Origin of the sequence: Microbacterium sp. NPDC057658 (assembly GCF_042799975.1) — a bacterium.
Taxonomy (GTDB): domain Bacteria; phylum Actinomycetota; class Actinomycetes; order Actinomycetales; family Microbacteriaceae; genus Microbacterium.
Genome location: NZ_JBHVHT010000001.1, coordinates 328,111 through 340,134, shown reverse-complemented (window position 1 = coordinate 340,134; position 12,024 = coordinate 328,111). Strand labels below are relative to the sequence as shown.

Here is a 12,024-nt window from a genome sequence, read left to right as displayed (position 1 = left end):
AAGACAATGAAGAGTCTTACCCGCAGGATCATCGCGTTCGGCGCCGCTGCCGCCGCGGCGATCAGCCTCGCCGGCTGCGCCGTCACCACCGGGAACCCGACCGGGAACGGCGGAGGCGGTGGCTCCGAGGACAAGGACGAGTACCGCGTCGCGTACATCGCCCGTGCGCAGGCCGACTCGTTCGCCGCCTGGCTCGCGAACGAGATGAAGACGGCCGCCGGCGAGTACGACGACATCACCCTCGAGGTCTTCGACGGCCAGGCCGACGACGAGATCGAGAACAAGATGATCGAGAACGCGATCGCGAACAAGTTCGACGCGATCATCGTCCAGGCCAACAACGCCGACGCACAGCTGCCGTACATCCAGCAGGCCATCGACGCGGGCATCGTGACCATCACGACCAACCCGCGCGTGGAGGGCCTGACCGGTGGCGACTCGGTCGACGCCGACCCCTACAAGCAGGGCGCGGTCGTCGCCGAGCTCGCGGTGGAGCAGATCCCGGACGGGGCCAACGTCGTGGTGCTGAACGGCCCGGCCGGCAACTTCCACAGCACGGCTCGCCGCGACGCCTGGGAGAAGGAGTTCTTCGCCGAGCGTCCCGACGTGACCATCGTCGCCGAGGACATCGCGAACTGGAACAAGGACGAGGCGATGACCCTGATGGAGGACTGGTCGCTGGCCAACTCCGACATCGACGCGATCATCTCGATGAACGACAACATGGCCTCCGGTGCGCTGGAGGCGGTGAAGGGCAAGGGCGGCTTCGACGGCATCCTCGCCTACGGCGTCGACGGCACCCCCGAGGCCGTCCTGCTGATCGAGGCCGGCACCATGACCGCCACCTCCCTGCAGAACGCCCGCGAGCTGGCGGAGCTCAACCTCAAGGCCGTGCACGATCTCCTGACGGGCGCGGAGGACGAGGTGAACGTCGACATCGGCAACCCGCTCATCACGAAGGACGGCGTCCAGGAGTACATCGACCTGTACAAGGAAGCCGGACTGCTCGACCAGTGACACCGGCCGGGGGAGCGGGCACCCGCCCGCTCCCCCGATCCGTGCCCGACCACCGCCGAGGACCGCTGATGCACGCACTCACCGCCGCCGATGCCCTGACCCGGGTGCGGGAACTGTCCCGCGACGGGCGGCCGTTCCTGCTCGGCGTCGTCGGGCCGCCCGGGGCCGGCAAGTCCACCCTCGCCGAGCGGCTCGGGATGCCGGTCCTCCCGATGGACGGGTTCCACCTCGCCAACGACGACCTCGATCGCCGCGGACTCCGCGACCGCAAAGGGGCACCGGAGACGTTCGACGTCGCCGGTTTCGCGGCCCTCCTCGGCCGCCTCCGCGCGGGGGAGGACGTGCGCGCCCCGCGGTTCGACCGCGATATCGACGCCGCGGTCGCCGAGATGCTGCCGCTCTCCGCCCGGGATCGCGTGATCGTGGTGGAGGGCAACTACCTGCTGCACGACGCCGACGGGTGGGAGCACGTGCGCCCCCTGCTCGACGAGACCTGGTACCTCGACGTGCCCGAGGACCTGCGGCTGCGTCGTCTCGTCGCCCGCCACGAGGCGTACGGGAGGTCGCACACCGACGCCGTCGCCTGGGCGACCGACGTCGACGGCCCCAACGCCGTCCTCATCCGCGCGACCCGGCATCGGGCCGACGCCATCATCACCCTGAACGAAGGAGACGACGCATGAGCGTCATGGATGCATTCGCCCTCACCGGCAAGACCGCGCTGGTCACCGGCGCCACCCGCGGCCTCGGGCGCGAGTTCGCCCGTGCCCTCGCCGAGGCCGGCGCCGACGTGGTCGTCCACGGCCGGGACGAGGCCGCAGCGAAGGAGACCGCGGCCGAGATCGAGGCCGTCGGCCGGCGGGCCTGGGTCGTGCTCGGCGACCTCACCGAGCGCTCCTCCGTGGACCGCATCGCGGCGGAGGCGATCGAGGCTGTGGGCGGGCGTCTCGACATCCTCATCAACAACGCGGGCGCCTGCATCCACCGCCCGGCGCTCGAGGTGACGGACGACGAGTGGGCGCACGTCATCGACACGAACCTCACCGCCTTGTGGCGACTGTCGCAGACGGTCGGTGCGCACATGGTGGCGCGCGGCTCCGGGTCGATCGTGAACGTCGGCTCCATCTCGGCCCAGATCGTCAACCGCCCGCAGATGCAGCCCGCCTACAACGCCTCCAAGGCCGCGGTGCACCACCTCACCAAGTCGCTGGCGGCCGAGTGGGCGCCGGCGGGGGTGCGCGTGAACGCCGTGGCGCCCGGCTACATCAAGACCGACATGTCGCCGGTGGACGAGCCGCGCTTCCGACGGTTCTGGATCGAGGACTCCGCGCAGCAGCGCTACGCCACGCCGAGCGAGGTCAGCCCGTCGGTGGTCTTCCTCGCGTCGGATGCCGCGAGCTTCATGTCCGGCACCGTCCTGGTGGTCGACGGCGGCTACACACTGTTCTGACCCCGCACGTGCGAGCGCCCGCTTCCGGGGAGGAGAGCGGGCGCTCGTGCGTGTACGGACTCAGTCCTCGCCGTCGGCCTCGGGCATGCCAGGACCGGGGCCCGGACGCACCTCGGCATCGTCCCGGATGTCGATACGGGTGTTGCCGTCGTGCTCCGAGACGTCCACGCGCGGCGCGGCGTCGGCCTCCGTGGCATCGGGGGCCGAGGTCAGCTGGTCGTGACGGTTCTCCTCGAACGTCTCGTCGGCGGTGTGGTCAGGCGTGCTCATGGCTCTCCTTCGTGTCGGCGGTCTGGGAACGATTGCGGGTCCACCGGGCGAGAGCATAGAGGACGCCCCCGACGGCGAGGAGGATGGCTCCGAACAGCCACACCTGCGGGCGCTGCTGGGTGAGCAGCAGGATGCACGACGCGATGCCGAGCACCGGGACGAACGTCCACACGCGGAAGTGGTCGTGCTCCACCTTGTCGCGGCGCAGGACCAGCACCGAGATGTTCACGCTGAGGAACACGACGAGCAGCAGCAGCACGACGGTCTCGGCGAGGGTCGCGAGGTCTCCGACCAGCGTGAGGCCCATGGCCACGAGCGTCGTGGTGAGGATCGCCACCCACGGGGTCTTCCGCTTCGGCAGCACGCGTCCGAGCACCGACGGCAGGAGGTTCTGCTCGGCCATTCCGTAGGTGAGGCGGCTGACCATGATCATCGTCAGCAGGGCGCCGTTGGCGACGGCGATGAGCGCGATGAGGCTGAACATCCAGGACGGGACGCTGACCCCGGTGGCCTCGACGACCGCGAGCAGCGGGCCGCTGGACTCCTGCAGCTCGGAGGCCGGCAGCGCGACGGCGCTGGCGATGCCGACGAGCACGTACACGACGCCGGCGGTGAGGAGCGCGCCGAACAACGCGCGCGGGTAGGTCCGCCGGGGGTTCTTGACCTCTTCGATCATGTTGGCCGAGGTCTCGAAGCCGACGAACGAGTAGTACGCGATCACTGCGCCGGAGAGCACCGCGAGGGCGACGTTCGCCCCCTCGGGCACCTGCGTCGCCCGGGACAGATCGCCGCCTCCGCCGCCGACGAACACCGCGACGACGACGATCACGATCACGAGGCCGCTGAGTTCGATCGCCGTCATCACGAGGTTCGCGCCCATCGATTCGCGGATGCCGCGGGCGTTGAGCAGGCCGACGATCGCGAGGAAGACGATCGCGACCGGGATCGTCGGCAGGTCGATGAAGGTGCTGAGGTAGTCGCCGGCGAAGGCGATGGCGAGACCGGCCGCGCTCGTCACGCCGGCCGCGAGCATGCTGAAGCCGACGAGGAAGGAGACCAGCGGGCTGCGGAACGCCCGCTCGGCGAACACCGCGGCGCCGCCCGCGCGGGGGTACTTGGTGACGAGCTCGGCATACGACCCTGCGGTGAGCATGGCGAGGAGGAGCGCGAGGACGAGCGGTGCCCAGAGCAGGCCGCCCACGTCCTCCGAGAGCACACCCATCAGCGCGTAGATCCCCGCCCCCAGCACGTCGCCGAGGATGAACGCGAACAACAGGGGGCCGGTGATGGCGCGGCGCAGCCGGGTTGGGTTCTCGGCGCGCGGCTCGGTCTGGACGGTCATCCTTGCACGGTAGGGGCCGGGACTCCGGCGGGCGACGGGCTTGACAGTTCCGCCGCCAATGAGCCAGCGAGAGCCGACCGCGCGCTATCCTCGGTGCCGCAAGGCGGGTCGTCGCCCGGGCCGTTCCGGGGAGACGGGGGGCCGCCTGCGATCCCACAGAAGGACACCATCATGACCGGTACACCTCGAAAGGCGCTCGCAGAAGCGGTCGCCACGTTCCTCTTCGTCCTCGCCATCATCGCCGCGGTGAACAGCGGAAGCCCGCTCACCCCGCTCGCGATCGGCTTCACGCTGATGGTGCTCGTGTACTCCACGGGCCACATCTCCGGCGCCCACCTCAACCCGGCGGTCTCGCTGGGCGTGTTCCTGCGCGGTGGGCTCAGCGTCGCCGACTTCGTCTCCTACCTCGTCGCGCAGTTCGCCGGTGGGGCGCTCGCGGCTCTCGTGGCCCTCGCCGTCTGGCCGGCAGGGGAGAAGGCGATGGTCATCGAGGTCGGCCCGGCATTCCTCGTCGAGGCGCTGTTCACGCTGATCCTCGTCTGGGTCGTGCTGAACTCCGCCACCTCGAAGGACACTGCGGGCAACTCGTTCTACGGGCTCGCGATCGGTGCGACCGTCTTCGTCGGTGCGGCGACGGTCGGCTCCATCTCGGGCGGCGGATTCAACCCGGCGGTGGCCCTCGGCCTCTCGGTCAGCGGGCACTTCGCGTGGGGCTCGCTCTGGCTGTACATCGTGGCCCCCGCGGTCGGTGCCATCATCGCCGCCCTGCTGTTCCGGGTGCTCAACGCCGACGATGCGCGGAAGATCGCCGCGGACGCCGAGTAGAAGCCTCGCCTCGGAGCGCCGCATCCCTCCCGGGGTGCGGCGCTTCGTCGTCTCGTCAGCGGCGTCGGCTCCGTCGGCGCAGCGCGGCGGACGTGACGGCCACCACCGTTCCGACCACGACGCCGATGATCGTCTCCAGCACACGGTCGGTCAGCAGGTCGGCGACAGGAGTCGGCGCGGCCAGGTGCACCATCAGGAGCGCGAGCGGGGTGACGAACACCATCGCGATGCCGTAGTTGCGGCCGATGAACAGTTCGGCCGTCCCCTGCAGGACCACCACGACGGCGATCACGGCGAGCGGCGGCATGTCGAGGGCGAGGATCCCGGCGGCGACCAGCACGCCGAGCAGCGTGCCGACGAGGCGCTGGATGCCGCGGATCACGCGGGCGTTGAGCTGTGCGCCGCTGACCGCCGCGACCGCGCCGACCGCCGCCCAGTACCAGTGGGTGCCGCCGAGGAGCAGGCCGACCACACCCGCTCCGACGATCGCGGCGGCGACCGAGGCGGCCATCTCGGCGGCGACCGGCCCGACGGCCGGGCGTGCCTTCGGTGCCGCCTCCGCCGTGGTCCGGGTGACGACGGCGACCAGGGCGGTGAGCGCGAGGCCGAAGAGCACGCTCGCCCCGCCGACCAGCAGGACCGCGCCGAAGGAGGCGCCGGTGGCGGGGATGGTCGCGCACGCCCCGGTCGCGAAGACCGTGAACAGCGGACCGGGCGGGTGCCACTGCAGGACGTAGGCGAGCAGCGTCACGGCCGACGCGACGAGGGCGACGACGACGATGCTCAGCACGGCGGGGGCGGCGAGGACCGATAGGGCCGTGCCGATCAGCATCGCGCCGAGCAGCACGCCGCCGGCGCTGGCCTGCATGCGGATCCGGTCGCGGAAGACGTCGTGCCGGCCGTAGAGTGCGGCGAAGGCGCCGAAGCTCGCATAGATGCTGAGGTCGAGCCGGCCGACGGCCCACAGCACGAGGAGCGGGACGGCGACACTGACCGCGGCGCGCAGGGCGACCCGGTGATCCCCGCGGTGCGGACCGACGCGGAGGACTCCCGTCCACACCCGTCCCTGCGATTCCGTCACCGATCAAGCCTACGTCCGTCGCTCGGCGACGATGTGCGAGGGTGGGAGGGATGACCACTCCGCCTCCGCCGCGCCGCACCCTCCTGGTCGGCTTCGGGAAACTCGGCACCCGGCTCGCTCCGCTGCTCCTCGCGGACGGTGGTGAGGTCCTGGCCCTCCGCCGCAGTGACGGACCCGTGCCGGACGGGGTGACGGCGCTCGCGGCCGATCTGACCGTTCCGCTCACCACGCCGCTGCCCGAGGTCGACGCGGTTGTGATGACCCTGCCGCCCGGTCCGGACGTGTCGTCGTATCGCACGGCGCTCGCGCATCTCGCGGCGGCGTTGCCGGCCCGGCCGACGCGGACGGTCTTCGTCTCGTCCACCGGGGTGTTCGACGGCGCCGGGAGCTCCGAGCCCGTGACCGAGCGGGTCGAGCCGGCACCCACCACCGACCGGGGCCGCGGTCTGCGGGACGGCGAGAAGGCGGCCGTCGAGCTCTTCAACGCGGTGGTCGTGCGCCCCGCGGGCATCTACGGTCCCGGGCGCGAGTTCCTCCTCCGGAAGGTCAGGGAGGGGGCACCCGTCACGCACCGCCGCCGCACGAACCGGATCCACGAGACCGATCTCGTACGCATTCTCGACCTGCTGCTGCGGATGCCGGAGCCCCCGGCGCTCGTGCACGCCGTCGACCAGGCGCCCGCCCCCCTGGGAGACGTCGTGACCTTCCTCGCCGACCGCCTCGGCGTGCCCGTGCCCCCGGACGACGGCGGTGCGGTGAGCGGCTTCGTCTACGACGGCTCGCTGGTGCATGCGGTCCTCGGCAGGCTGGACTACCCGACCTACGAGGACGGCTACGCGGACATGATCGACCGGGACTGAGGCCGTTCCGAGCGTCCGTCGTCCGGCGTACCGTGGGCGCATGACGAATGCGCAGACGGCCGTCGAGGTCGTCGACTGGCGGCGGCGGGTGTTCGCCCTGTACGAAGCGGTGCGACGGGCCGACTCCCCGGAGGAGGCGCACGAGCTGTGGCGGATCGAGCGCGACGAGCTGCTGCTGCGGCACCCGGCGACGCCCCTCCTCCCGCAGGACAGGGCGCTGTTCGAGGGGCTGCCGATCGCCTCGTACGACCCCGCCTGGCGGTTCGAGCTCCCGATCCTCGACACGGAGCCGGCCACGTTCGAGTTCGCCACGGGGACGGACGGCATCGTGCCGTTCGAGCGCGTCGGCGTCGTGGAGATCCCTGACGTCGGGTCTCTCGACGTGTGGCGGCTCGCCTCCTACGGCGGCGGCCTGTTCGTGCCAGTGCGCGATTCCTCCGCCGGGCAGAGCGGGGGGACGTACGGCGGCGGGCGGTACCTCATCGACACGATCAAGGGTGCCGACCTCGGGGCCGACCCGCGCCGCGGCACGCTCGTGCTCGACTTCAACTTCGCGTACAACCCGTCCTGCGCCTACGACCCGGCGTGGGCGTGCCCGCTGGCGCCACCCGGCAACGTGCTGACGGTGCCGGTCCCGGTCGGAGAGCTCCGATGAGGCCGCTGCGGTACGCGATCAACGTGACGCTCGACGGCTGCTGCCATCACGAAGCGGGACTCCCGCCCGACGAGGAGTCGATGCGCTTCTGGACCGCGGAGCTGCAGCGCGCCGACGCTCTGCTCTACGGCCGGGTGACGTACGACATGATGCGGGCCGCGTGGCGGCGTCCGGAATCCGGGGTCTGGCCGGGCTGGATGGAGGAATGGGAGACGCCCTTCGCCGAGACCATCGATCGCCTGCCGAAGCATGTGGTGTCGGCGACGCTCGATGCCGTCGACTGGAACGCGGACCTCGTGCGCGGCGACCTCGCCGAGGCGGTGCGGGGGTTGATGGATCAGCCGGGGGAGGGCTTGTCGGTCGGCGGAGTGGCTCTGCCCGCGGCGCTCGCCGACCTCGGGTTGATCGACGAGTACCTGTTCGTGGTCCACCCGGTCGTCGCGGGGCATGGTCCTCGGCTGCTCGACGGCGTGCGCGAGCGTCTTCGGCTCGAGCTCGTGGAGCGGCGGGAGTTCCGCTCCGGCGCCGTCGCGCAGCGGTACCGTCCGGCGGCGTGAGCGACGCACAGCAGCCCCGACGAATCAGCCGGCGTCAGCGACGCTTCGGGAGGCCGGTCGCCCCGGCCACCAGATGCGGTCGCCGACGAGAGCGAACAGCGCAGGGACGATCACCGTCCTGACCACCAGCGTGTCGACGATCACGCCGACCCCGACGATCAGGCCGAGCTGCCCGAGGGTGACCAGCGGCAGGACGCCGAGCGCCGCGAACACGGCGGCGAGGACGATCCCGGCGCTCGTGATGACGCCGCCGGTGTGGGCGACCGCTTCCACCATGCCGTCCCGGGTACCCCGCAGCGCCGCTTCGCTCCGGGCGCGGTGGACGAGGAAGATGGTGTAGTCGGTGCCGAGGGCGACCAGGAACAGGAAGGCCAGCAGCGGTACCGGGAGATCGAGCGCGTGCTGCCCGAACAGCACGCGACTGAGCCAGGCTCCGGCGCCGATGGCGGCCACGGCGCTCGCCACATTGACGGCGAGCAGCAGCAGCGGCGCGACCAGCGACCGCAGCAGGAACGCCAGCACCAGGAAGCTCACGGCCAGCACCAGCGGCACCACGACGCCGAGGTCCGCGAGGTTCCCGGCACGGGCGTCGAGATCCGTCGCCACCGCGCCGCCGACGACAGCCCCCGCCCGGGGCACATCGTGCACGGCGTCCCGGAGATCCGTGATCTGAGCCAGGCTCTCGTCGGTGCTGGGCGCATACTCGCTGGTCACCAGGATCTTCGTGAGCTTCTCGTCGTCCGTCGTCCCGACAGGAGCGGCGCGGACGATGCCCTCCACGTCGCGCGCCGCAGTGAGGACGGCTTCGGCTTCGCCGCTGTCCGTGACGATGAGGATCGGCTGCGCCTCTCCTGCCGGGAAGTGGTTCGAGAGCACCTCGAGACCCGTCGCGGACTCGGACGGGACCCGGAACTTGTCGACCTGGTCGAGTCCGACGGTCGTCCCGACGAGGCCGACCGTCATCACGGCCAGCAGGGCCGCACCCCCGAGGAGGCTCACGACCGGCCGGCTCACGACGCGCGTCGCGATCGTCCGCCACACCCCGTCGCGTCGTGCGGCAGCTCCGGGACGAGGGACGAACGGCCAGAACACCTTCCGTCCGCACACCGCCAGCAGCGGAGGCAGGAGGAAGAGGACGGACGCCAGGGCGACCAACAGCCCGATGGCGGACGAGACGCCGAGTCCGTGCGTGCCGGGGATCACCGCCAGGGCGAGTGTCAGGAGGGCGAGGACGACCGTGAGGTTCGAGGCGAGGATCGCCGGAGCGGTCCGGCGCCAGGCCGTGCTGAGCGCGCGGCGGTGGTTCGTCGTGGTGGTGAGCTCCTCCCGATATCTCGAGATCAGGAGCAGGGCGTAGTTGGTCCCGGCGCCGAAGACGAGGACGCTGATGATCCCGGCATCGAACTGCAGGTCCCACGCGGAACCGGCAGCCGCGGTCAGTCGCCCGGCGAGTCCGTCGGCCAGGCCGACGGCGGCGAGCGGCAGCAGCCACAGCACCGGTGACCGGTACGTGACGATGAGGAGCACGGCGACGATCAGGACGGTCACGAGGAGCAGGGTGAAGTCGGCGCCTTCGAAGGAGGCGGCGATATCGGCGCCGAACGCCGGACCGCCGGTCACGAGTAGCGTCATCCCGTCCGGTGCGTGCTCGTTGATGTCGGCGCGGAGCGCCGCGATCACCGCGGCGGTGTCGGTGCTCGTCTGGCCGACCGCGATCGGCGTCACGAGAACCGCGGCCTTCTCGTCCTCGCTCACGAGAGGCCCGGTCGGATCCGCGTCCGCGTGCGCGTCGAGCACCGGGAGGAGACCTTCGAGGGCGGTGACGTCCTCTGCCGAGAGCGTCGCGCCGTCGTCGCGTGACGCGACCACGATCACGGACTGCCGATCCGCGTTCGGGAACTCGGCCAGCAGGTCGCTCGTGTGCGCCGACTCCGACCCCGCGGGGGCCTGCTCGTTGCCGGCGGGTGCCTTCGCCGACCCGAACAGGCCGAAGAGAGTCATCATGATCAGGACGACCGCTCCGAGCGTGATCCACGCTCCGCCACGGGAGGTCATCCACTCGGGAAAGCGCCGAAGAGCGCGAGAATCTGCCATACCCGTCACTCCACCAGGAGCGCCGGGCGGCGACATCGTCAAGACGATGGAGGGAAGTCTCCCTCTTTCGATGGATGCCGGTCGGGCACGCGTCCGCACGGGCGGGCATCACGAAGAGCCAGCTCCAGCCGGCTCGGTGCGCTGGTCACACCGCGCGGAGCGCACTGGCGGCAGCATCCATCGCCCCCGCGTCCAGAGCGAAGTAGGCCCACTTGCCGCGCTGCTCACGTGTGACCAGGCCCGCTTCCACCAGTAGTTTCATGTGATGCGACACCGTGCCCTGTGAGAGTCCCACGGGTTCGGTCAGGTCGCAGATGCACGCTTCCCCGCCGGCTCCGGCGGCGATGAGCGACAACAGTCGGACGCGCGTGGGGTCGCCCAGCGCTTTGAAGACCCGGGCGACACGCTCGGCGTCCGCGACGGTCATCGACGGCGCTATAGGCGGAACGCAACAGCTGGTCGCTTCGATTGTCGTCGGCAAGCTCACGGGTCTAGTGTGACACGTATTGACAATCTTCGATAGGTGGGCGACAGTCTTCATATTGAAGTTTGTCAATTTGAGGAGACATGATGTCCGAGCTTCCTGTCGTCGTCATCGGAGCGGGTCCGCAGGGTCTCGCCGCAGCGGCGCGTCTTGTCGAACGCGACGAGAACGTGGTTGTCGTCGAGCGCGGGCAGGGGCCTGCTGCTGCGGTCGCTGAATGGGGGCATGTGCGCCTCTTCTCGGCATGGCCAGAGCTCACTGACGCGGCGGCACGACGTCTTCTTGAGCCGACCGGATGGACCGCACCCGACTCGGGGTACCCGACCGGCGCCGAATGGGTGGACAGCTACCTGGCGCCTCTCGCGGATGCCTTGGGCGAGCGGGTTCACTACGCGACCACCGTTACTGGAGTCGCTCGTCAAGGTCGTGACAAGGTCGTCGACGGCGGACGCAAGGGCCAGCCCTTCGTCGTGCATACGGTCAGCGCGGACGGCCAAGAGTCGCGAGTTCTCGCTCGCGCGGTCATCGACGCGAGCGGCACCTGGGCGCTTCCGAATCCGGCGGGCGCGGATGGATATCCCGCCCTCGGGGAGGCCGCAGCATCCGATCTGATCTCGTACCGCATCCCGGCCGATGTGTCAGAACTCGCGGGGTCGCACGTCGTCGTCGTGGGAGCGGGGCACTCCGCCGCGCACGCTGTCCTGAGATTGAGCGAGCTGGCACGCCGGGCCCCTGGCACCCGCGTCACCTGGATTCTCCGTAGGGGGGAGGCAACGAACGTCTTTGGGGGTGGCGCCAGAGATGAACTTCCCGAACGGGCCGCGCTCGGCTCTCGTGCGCGCAAGATGGTCGACGAGGGTGTCGTGGAGCTGGTGACCGGATTCCGTGTCGCCGAGTTCCGGCAAGCCGCTGACGGCCTGACCGTGGTCGCCGAAGACGGGCGCGAGGTCGCGGGTGTCGGGCGTGTATTCGCACTCACGGGCTTTCGGCCGGACACGGAGATGCTGCGAGAGCTCCGTATCGATCTTGATCCCGCGCTCGAGGCGGTCGTGGGCATCGCGTCCGAGATTGACCCGAACATCCACTCCTGCGGATCTGTGGGTGCCACGGGGGCGCGAGAGCTCGCGCAGCCGGAGCAGGGGTTCTTCATCGTCGGCGCGAAGTCCTACGGTCGGGCGCCGACCTTCCTCGCGTTGACCGGCTTCGAGCAGGTGCGAAGTGTTGCCGCGCACCTCGTGGGAGATCACGAGGCCGCCGGGCGCAGCGAACTCGTCCTCCCCGACACCGGGGTGTGCGGGGGGTCCGGCGACTTCGATGACAACGCGGGCAGCTGCTGTGCGGCTCCTTCAACCATCCAGATCGGCGCACGGCCCGTCGCCGTCAGCTGAT

At 70.6% G+C, this 12,024-nt stretch carries 13 protein-coding genes; 8 read left to right on the top strand and 5 right to left on the bottom strand.

Going from position 1 to position 12,024, the window contains the following annotated elements:
• The first annotated feature begins 6 nt into the window (after positions 1-6).
• From ACFU8V_RS01570 to ACFU8V_RS01560, 3 genes are all read left to right on the top strand, one after another.
• Complete coding sequence (locus ACFU8V_RS01570; protein ID WP_025102713.1) at positions 7-1,017, top strand: sugar ABC transporter substrate-binding protein; 1,011 nt, start codon at positions 7-9, stop codon at positions 1,015-1,017.
• A gap of 68 nt (positions 1,018-1,085) precedes the next feature.
• Positions 1,086-1,700 carry a nucleoside/nucleotide kinase family protein gene (locus ACFU8V_RS01565; RefSeq protein WP_025102712.1) on the top strand — a complete coding sequence of 205 codons (615 nt, stop codon included), beginning with the start codon at positions 1,086-1,088 and terminating at the stop codon, positions 1,698-1,700.
• Complete coding sequence (locus tag ACFU8V_RS01560) at positions 1,697-2,467, top strand: SDR family NAD(P)-dependent oxidoreductase (protein ID WP_249521216.1); 771 nt, start codon at positions 1,697-1,699, stop codon at positions 2,465-2,467. The genes ACFU8V_RS01565 and ACFU8V_RS01560 overlap by 4 nt, the downstream gene beginning before the upstream one ends.
• Before the next feature lie 60 nt (positions 2,468-2,527).
• Here the strand turns inward: ACFU8V_RS01560 and ACFU8V_RS01555 are convergent, their stop codons facing one another.
• Entirely contained in the window at positions 2,528-2,737 is a 210-nt protein-coding gene (locus ACFU8V_RS01555; RefSeq protein WP_371513850.1) for a multidrug transporter, read from the bottom strand.
• On the bottom strand, positions 2,724-4,079 hold the full coding sequence (locus tag ACFU8V_RS01550; protein ID WP_378868449.1) for an APC family permease: 1,356 nt from the start codon (positions 4,077-4,079) through the stop codon (positions 2,724-2,726). The genes ACFU8V_RS01555 and ACFU8V_RS01550 overlap by 14 nt, the downstream gene beginning before the upstream one ends.
• Before the next feature lie 171 nt (positions 4,080-4,250).
• On the opposite strand from ACFU8V_RS01550, the gene ACFU8V_RS01545 reads away from it, so the two are divergent.
• Entirely contained in the window at positions 4,251-4,904 is a 654-nt protein-coding gene (locus ACFU8V_RS01545) for an MIP/aquaporin family protein (protein ID WP_025102708.1), read from the top strand.
• A gap of 55 nt (positions 4,905-4,959) precedes the next feature.
• On the opposite strand, the gene ACFU8V_RS01540 is transcribed toward ACFU8V_RS01545, so the two are convergent.
• On the bottom strand, positions 4,960-5,985 hold the full coding sequence (locus tag ACFU8V_RS01540) for an FUSC family protein (protein WP_164498171.1): 1,026 nt from the start codon (positions 5,983-5,985) through the stop codon (positions 4,960-4,962).
• Between the two features lie 50 nt (positions 5,986-6,035).
• Between ACFU8V_RS01540 and ACFU8V_RS01535 the strand changes: the two genes are divergently transcribed.
• From ACFU8V_RS01535 to ACFU8V_RS01525, 3 genes are read left to right on the top strand one after another with little or no spacing between them, the layout of a single operon-like run.
• Positions 6,036-6,845 carry a sugar nucleotide-binding protein gene (locus tag ACFU8V_RS01535; RefSeq protein WP_025102706.1) on the top strand — a complete coding sequence of 270 codons (810 nt, stop codon included), beginning with the start codon at positions 6,036-6,038 and terminating at the stop codon, positions 6,843-6,845.
• A 40-nt stretch (positions 6,846-6,885) separates the two neighbouring features.
• A complete protein-coding gene (locus tag ACFU8V_RS01530; protein WP_085605165.1) occupies positions 6,886-7,500 on the top strand; it encodes a DUF1684 domain-containing protein in 615 nt (204 codons plus the stop codon).
• Complete coding sequence (locus ACFU8V_RS01525; RefSeq protein WP_025102705.1) at positions 7,497-8,057, top strand: dihydrofolate reductase family protein; 561 nt, start codon at positions 7,497-7,499, stop codon at positions 8,055-8,057. Before ACFU8V_RS01530 ends, ACFU8V_RS01525 begins: the two co-directional genes overlap by 4 nt.
• A 24-nt stretch (positions 8,058-8,081) precedes the next feature.
• Here ACFU8V_RS01525 and ACFU8V_RS01520 read toward each other — a convergent pair whose 3' ends face one another.
• Positions 8,082-10,112, bottom strand: coding sequence for an MMPL family transporter (locus ACFU8V_RS01520; RefSeq protein WP_378868442.1), 2,031 nt, complete (start codon positions 10,110-10,112; stop codon positions 8,082-8,084).
• Between the two features lie 184 nt (positions 10,113-10,296).
• A complete protein-coding gene (locus tag ACFU8V_RS01515; RefSeq protein WP_197426468.1) occupies positions 10,297-10,692 on the bottom strand; it encodes a helix-turn-helix transcriptional regulator in 396 nt (131 codons plus the stop codon).
• A 26-nt stretch (positions 10,693-10,718) separates the two neighbouring features.
• On the opposite strand from ACFU8V_RS01515, the gene ACFU8V_RS01510 reads away from it, so the two are divergent.
• Positions 10,719-12,023, top strand: coding sequence for an NAD(P)-binding domain-containing protein (locus tag ACFU8V_RS01510; RefSeq protein ID WP_025102702.1), 1,305 nt, complete (start codon positions 10,719-10,721; stop codon positions 12,021-12,023).
• The last annotated feature ends 1 nt before the right edge of the window (position 12,024 follow it).

What these genes read in the sequence shown, in the direction of transcription:
- ACFU8V_RS01570 (WP_025102713.1), top strand. Translation starts at nt 7, where the DNA reads ATGAAGAGTCTTACCCGCAGGATCATCGCGTTCGGCGCCGCTGCCGCC.
- ACFU8V_RS01565 (WP_025102712.1), top strand. Translation starts at nt 1,086, where the DNA reads ATGCACGCACTCACCGCCGCCGATGCCCTGACCCGGGTGCGGGAACTG.
- ACFU8V_RS01555 (WP_371513850.1), bottom strand. Translation starts at nt 2,737, where the DNA reads ATGAGCACGCCTGACCACACCGCCGACGAGACGTTCGAGGAGAACCGT.
- ACFU8V_RS01510 (WP_025102702.1), top strand. Translation starts at nt 10,719, where the DNA reads ATGATGTCCGAGCTTCCTGTCGTCGTCATCGGAGCGGGTCCGCAGGGT.
- ACFU8V_RS01530 (WP_085605165.1), top strand. Translation starts at nt 6,886, where the DNA reads ATGACGAATGCGCAGACGGCCGTCGAGGTCGTCGACTGGCGGCGGCGG.
- ACFU8V_RS01550 (WP_378868449.1), bottom strand. Translation starts at nt 4,079, where the DNA reads ATGACCGTCCAGACCGAGCCGCGCGCCGAGAACCCAACCCGGCTGCGC.
- ACFU8V_RS01560 (WP_249521216.1), top strand. Translation starts at nt 1,697, where the DNA reads ATGAGCGTCATGGATGCATTCGCCCTCACCGGCAAGACCGCGCTGGTC.
- ACFU8V_RS01535 (WP_025102706.1), top strand. Translation starts at nt 6,036, where the DNA reads ATGACCACTCCGCCTCCGCCGCGCCGCACCCTCCTGGTCGGCTTCGGG.
- ACFU8V_RS01545 (WP_025102708.1), top strand. Translation starts at nt 4,251, where the DNA reads ATGACCGGTACACCTCGAAAGGCGCTCGCAGAAGCGGTCGCCACGTTC.
- ACFU8V_RS01515 (WP_197426468.1), bottom strand. Translation starts at nt 10,692, where the DNA reads ATGAAGACTGTCGCCCACCTATCGAAGATTGTCAATACGTGTCACACT.
- ACFU8V_RS01525 (WP_025102705.1), top strand. Translation starts at nt 7,497, where the DNA reads ATGAGGCCGCTGCGGTACGCGATCAACGTGACGCTCGACGGCTGCTGC.
- ACFU8V_RS01520 (WP_378868442.1), bottom strand. Translation starts at nt 10,112, where the DNA reads ATGACCTCCCGTGGCGGAGCGTGGATCACGCTCGGAGCGGTCGTCCTG.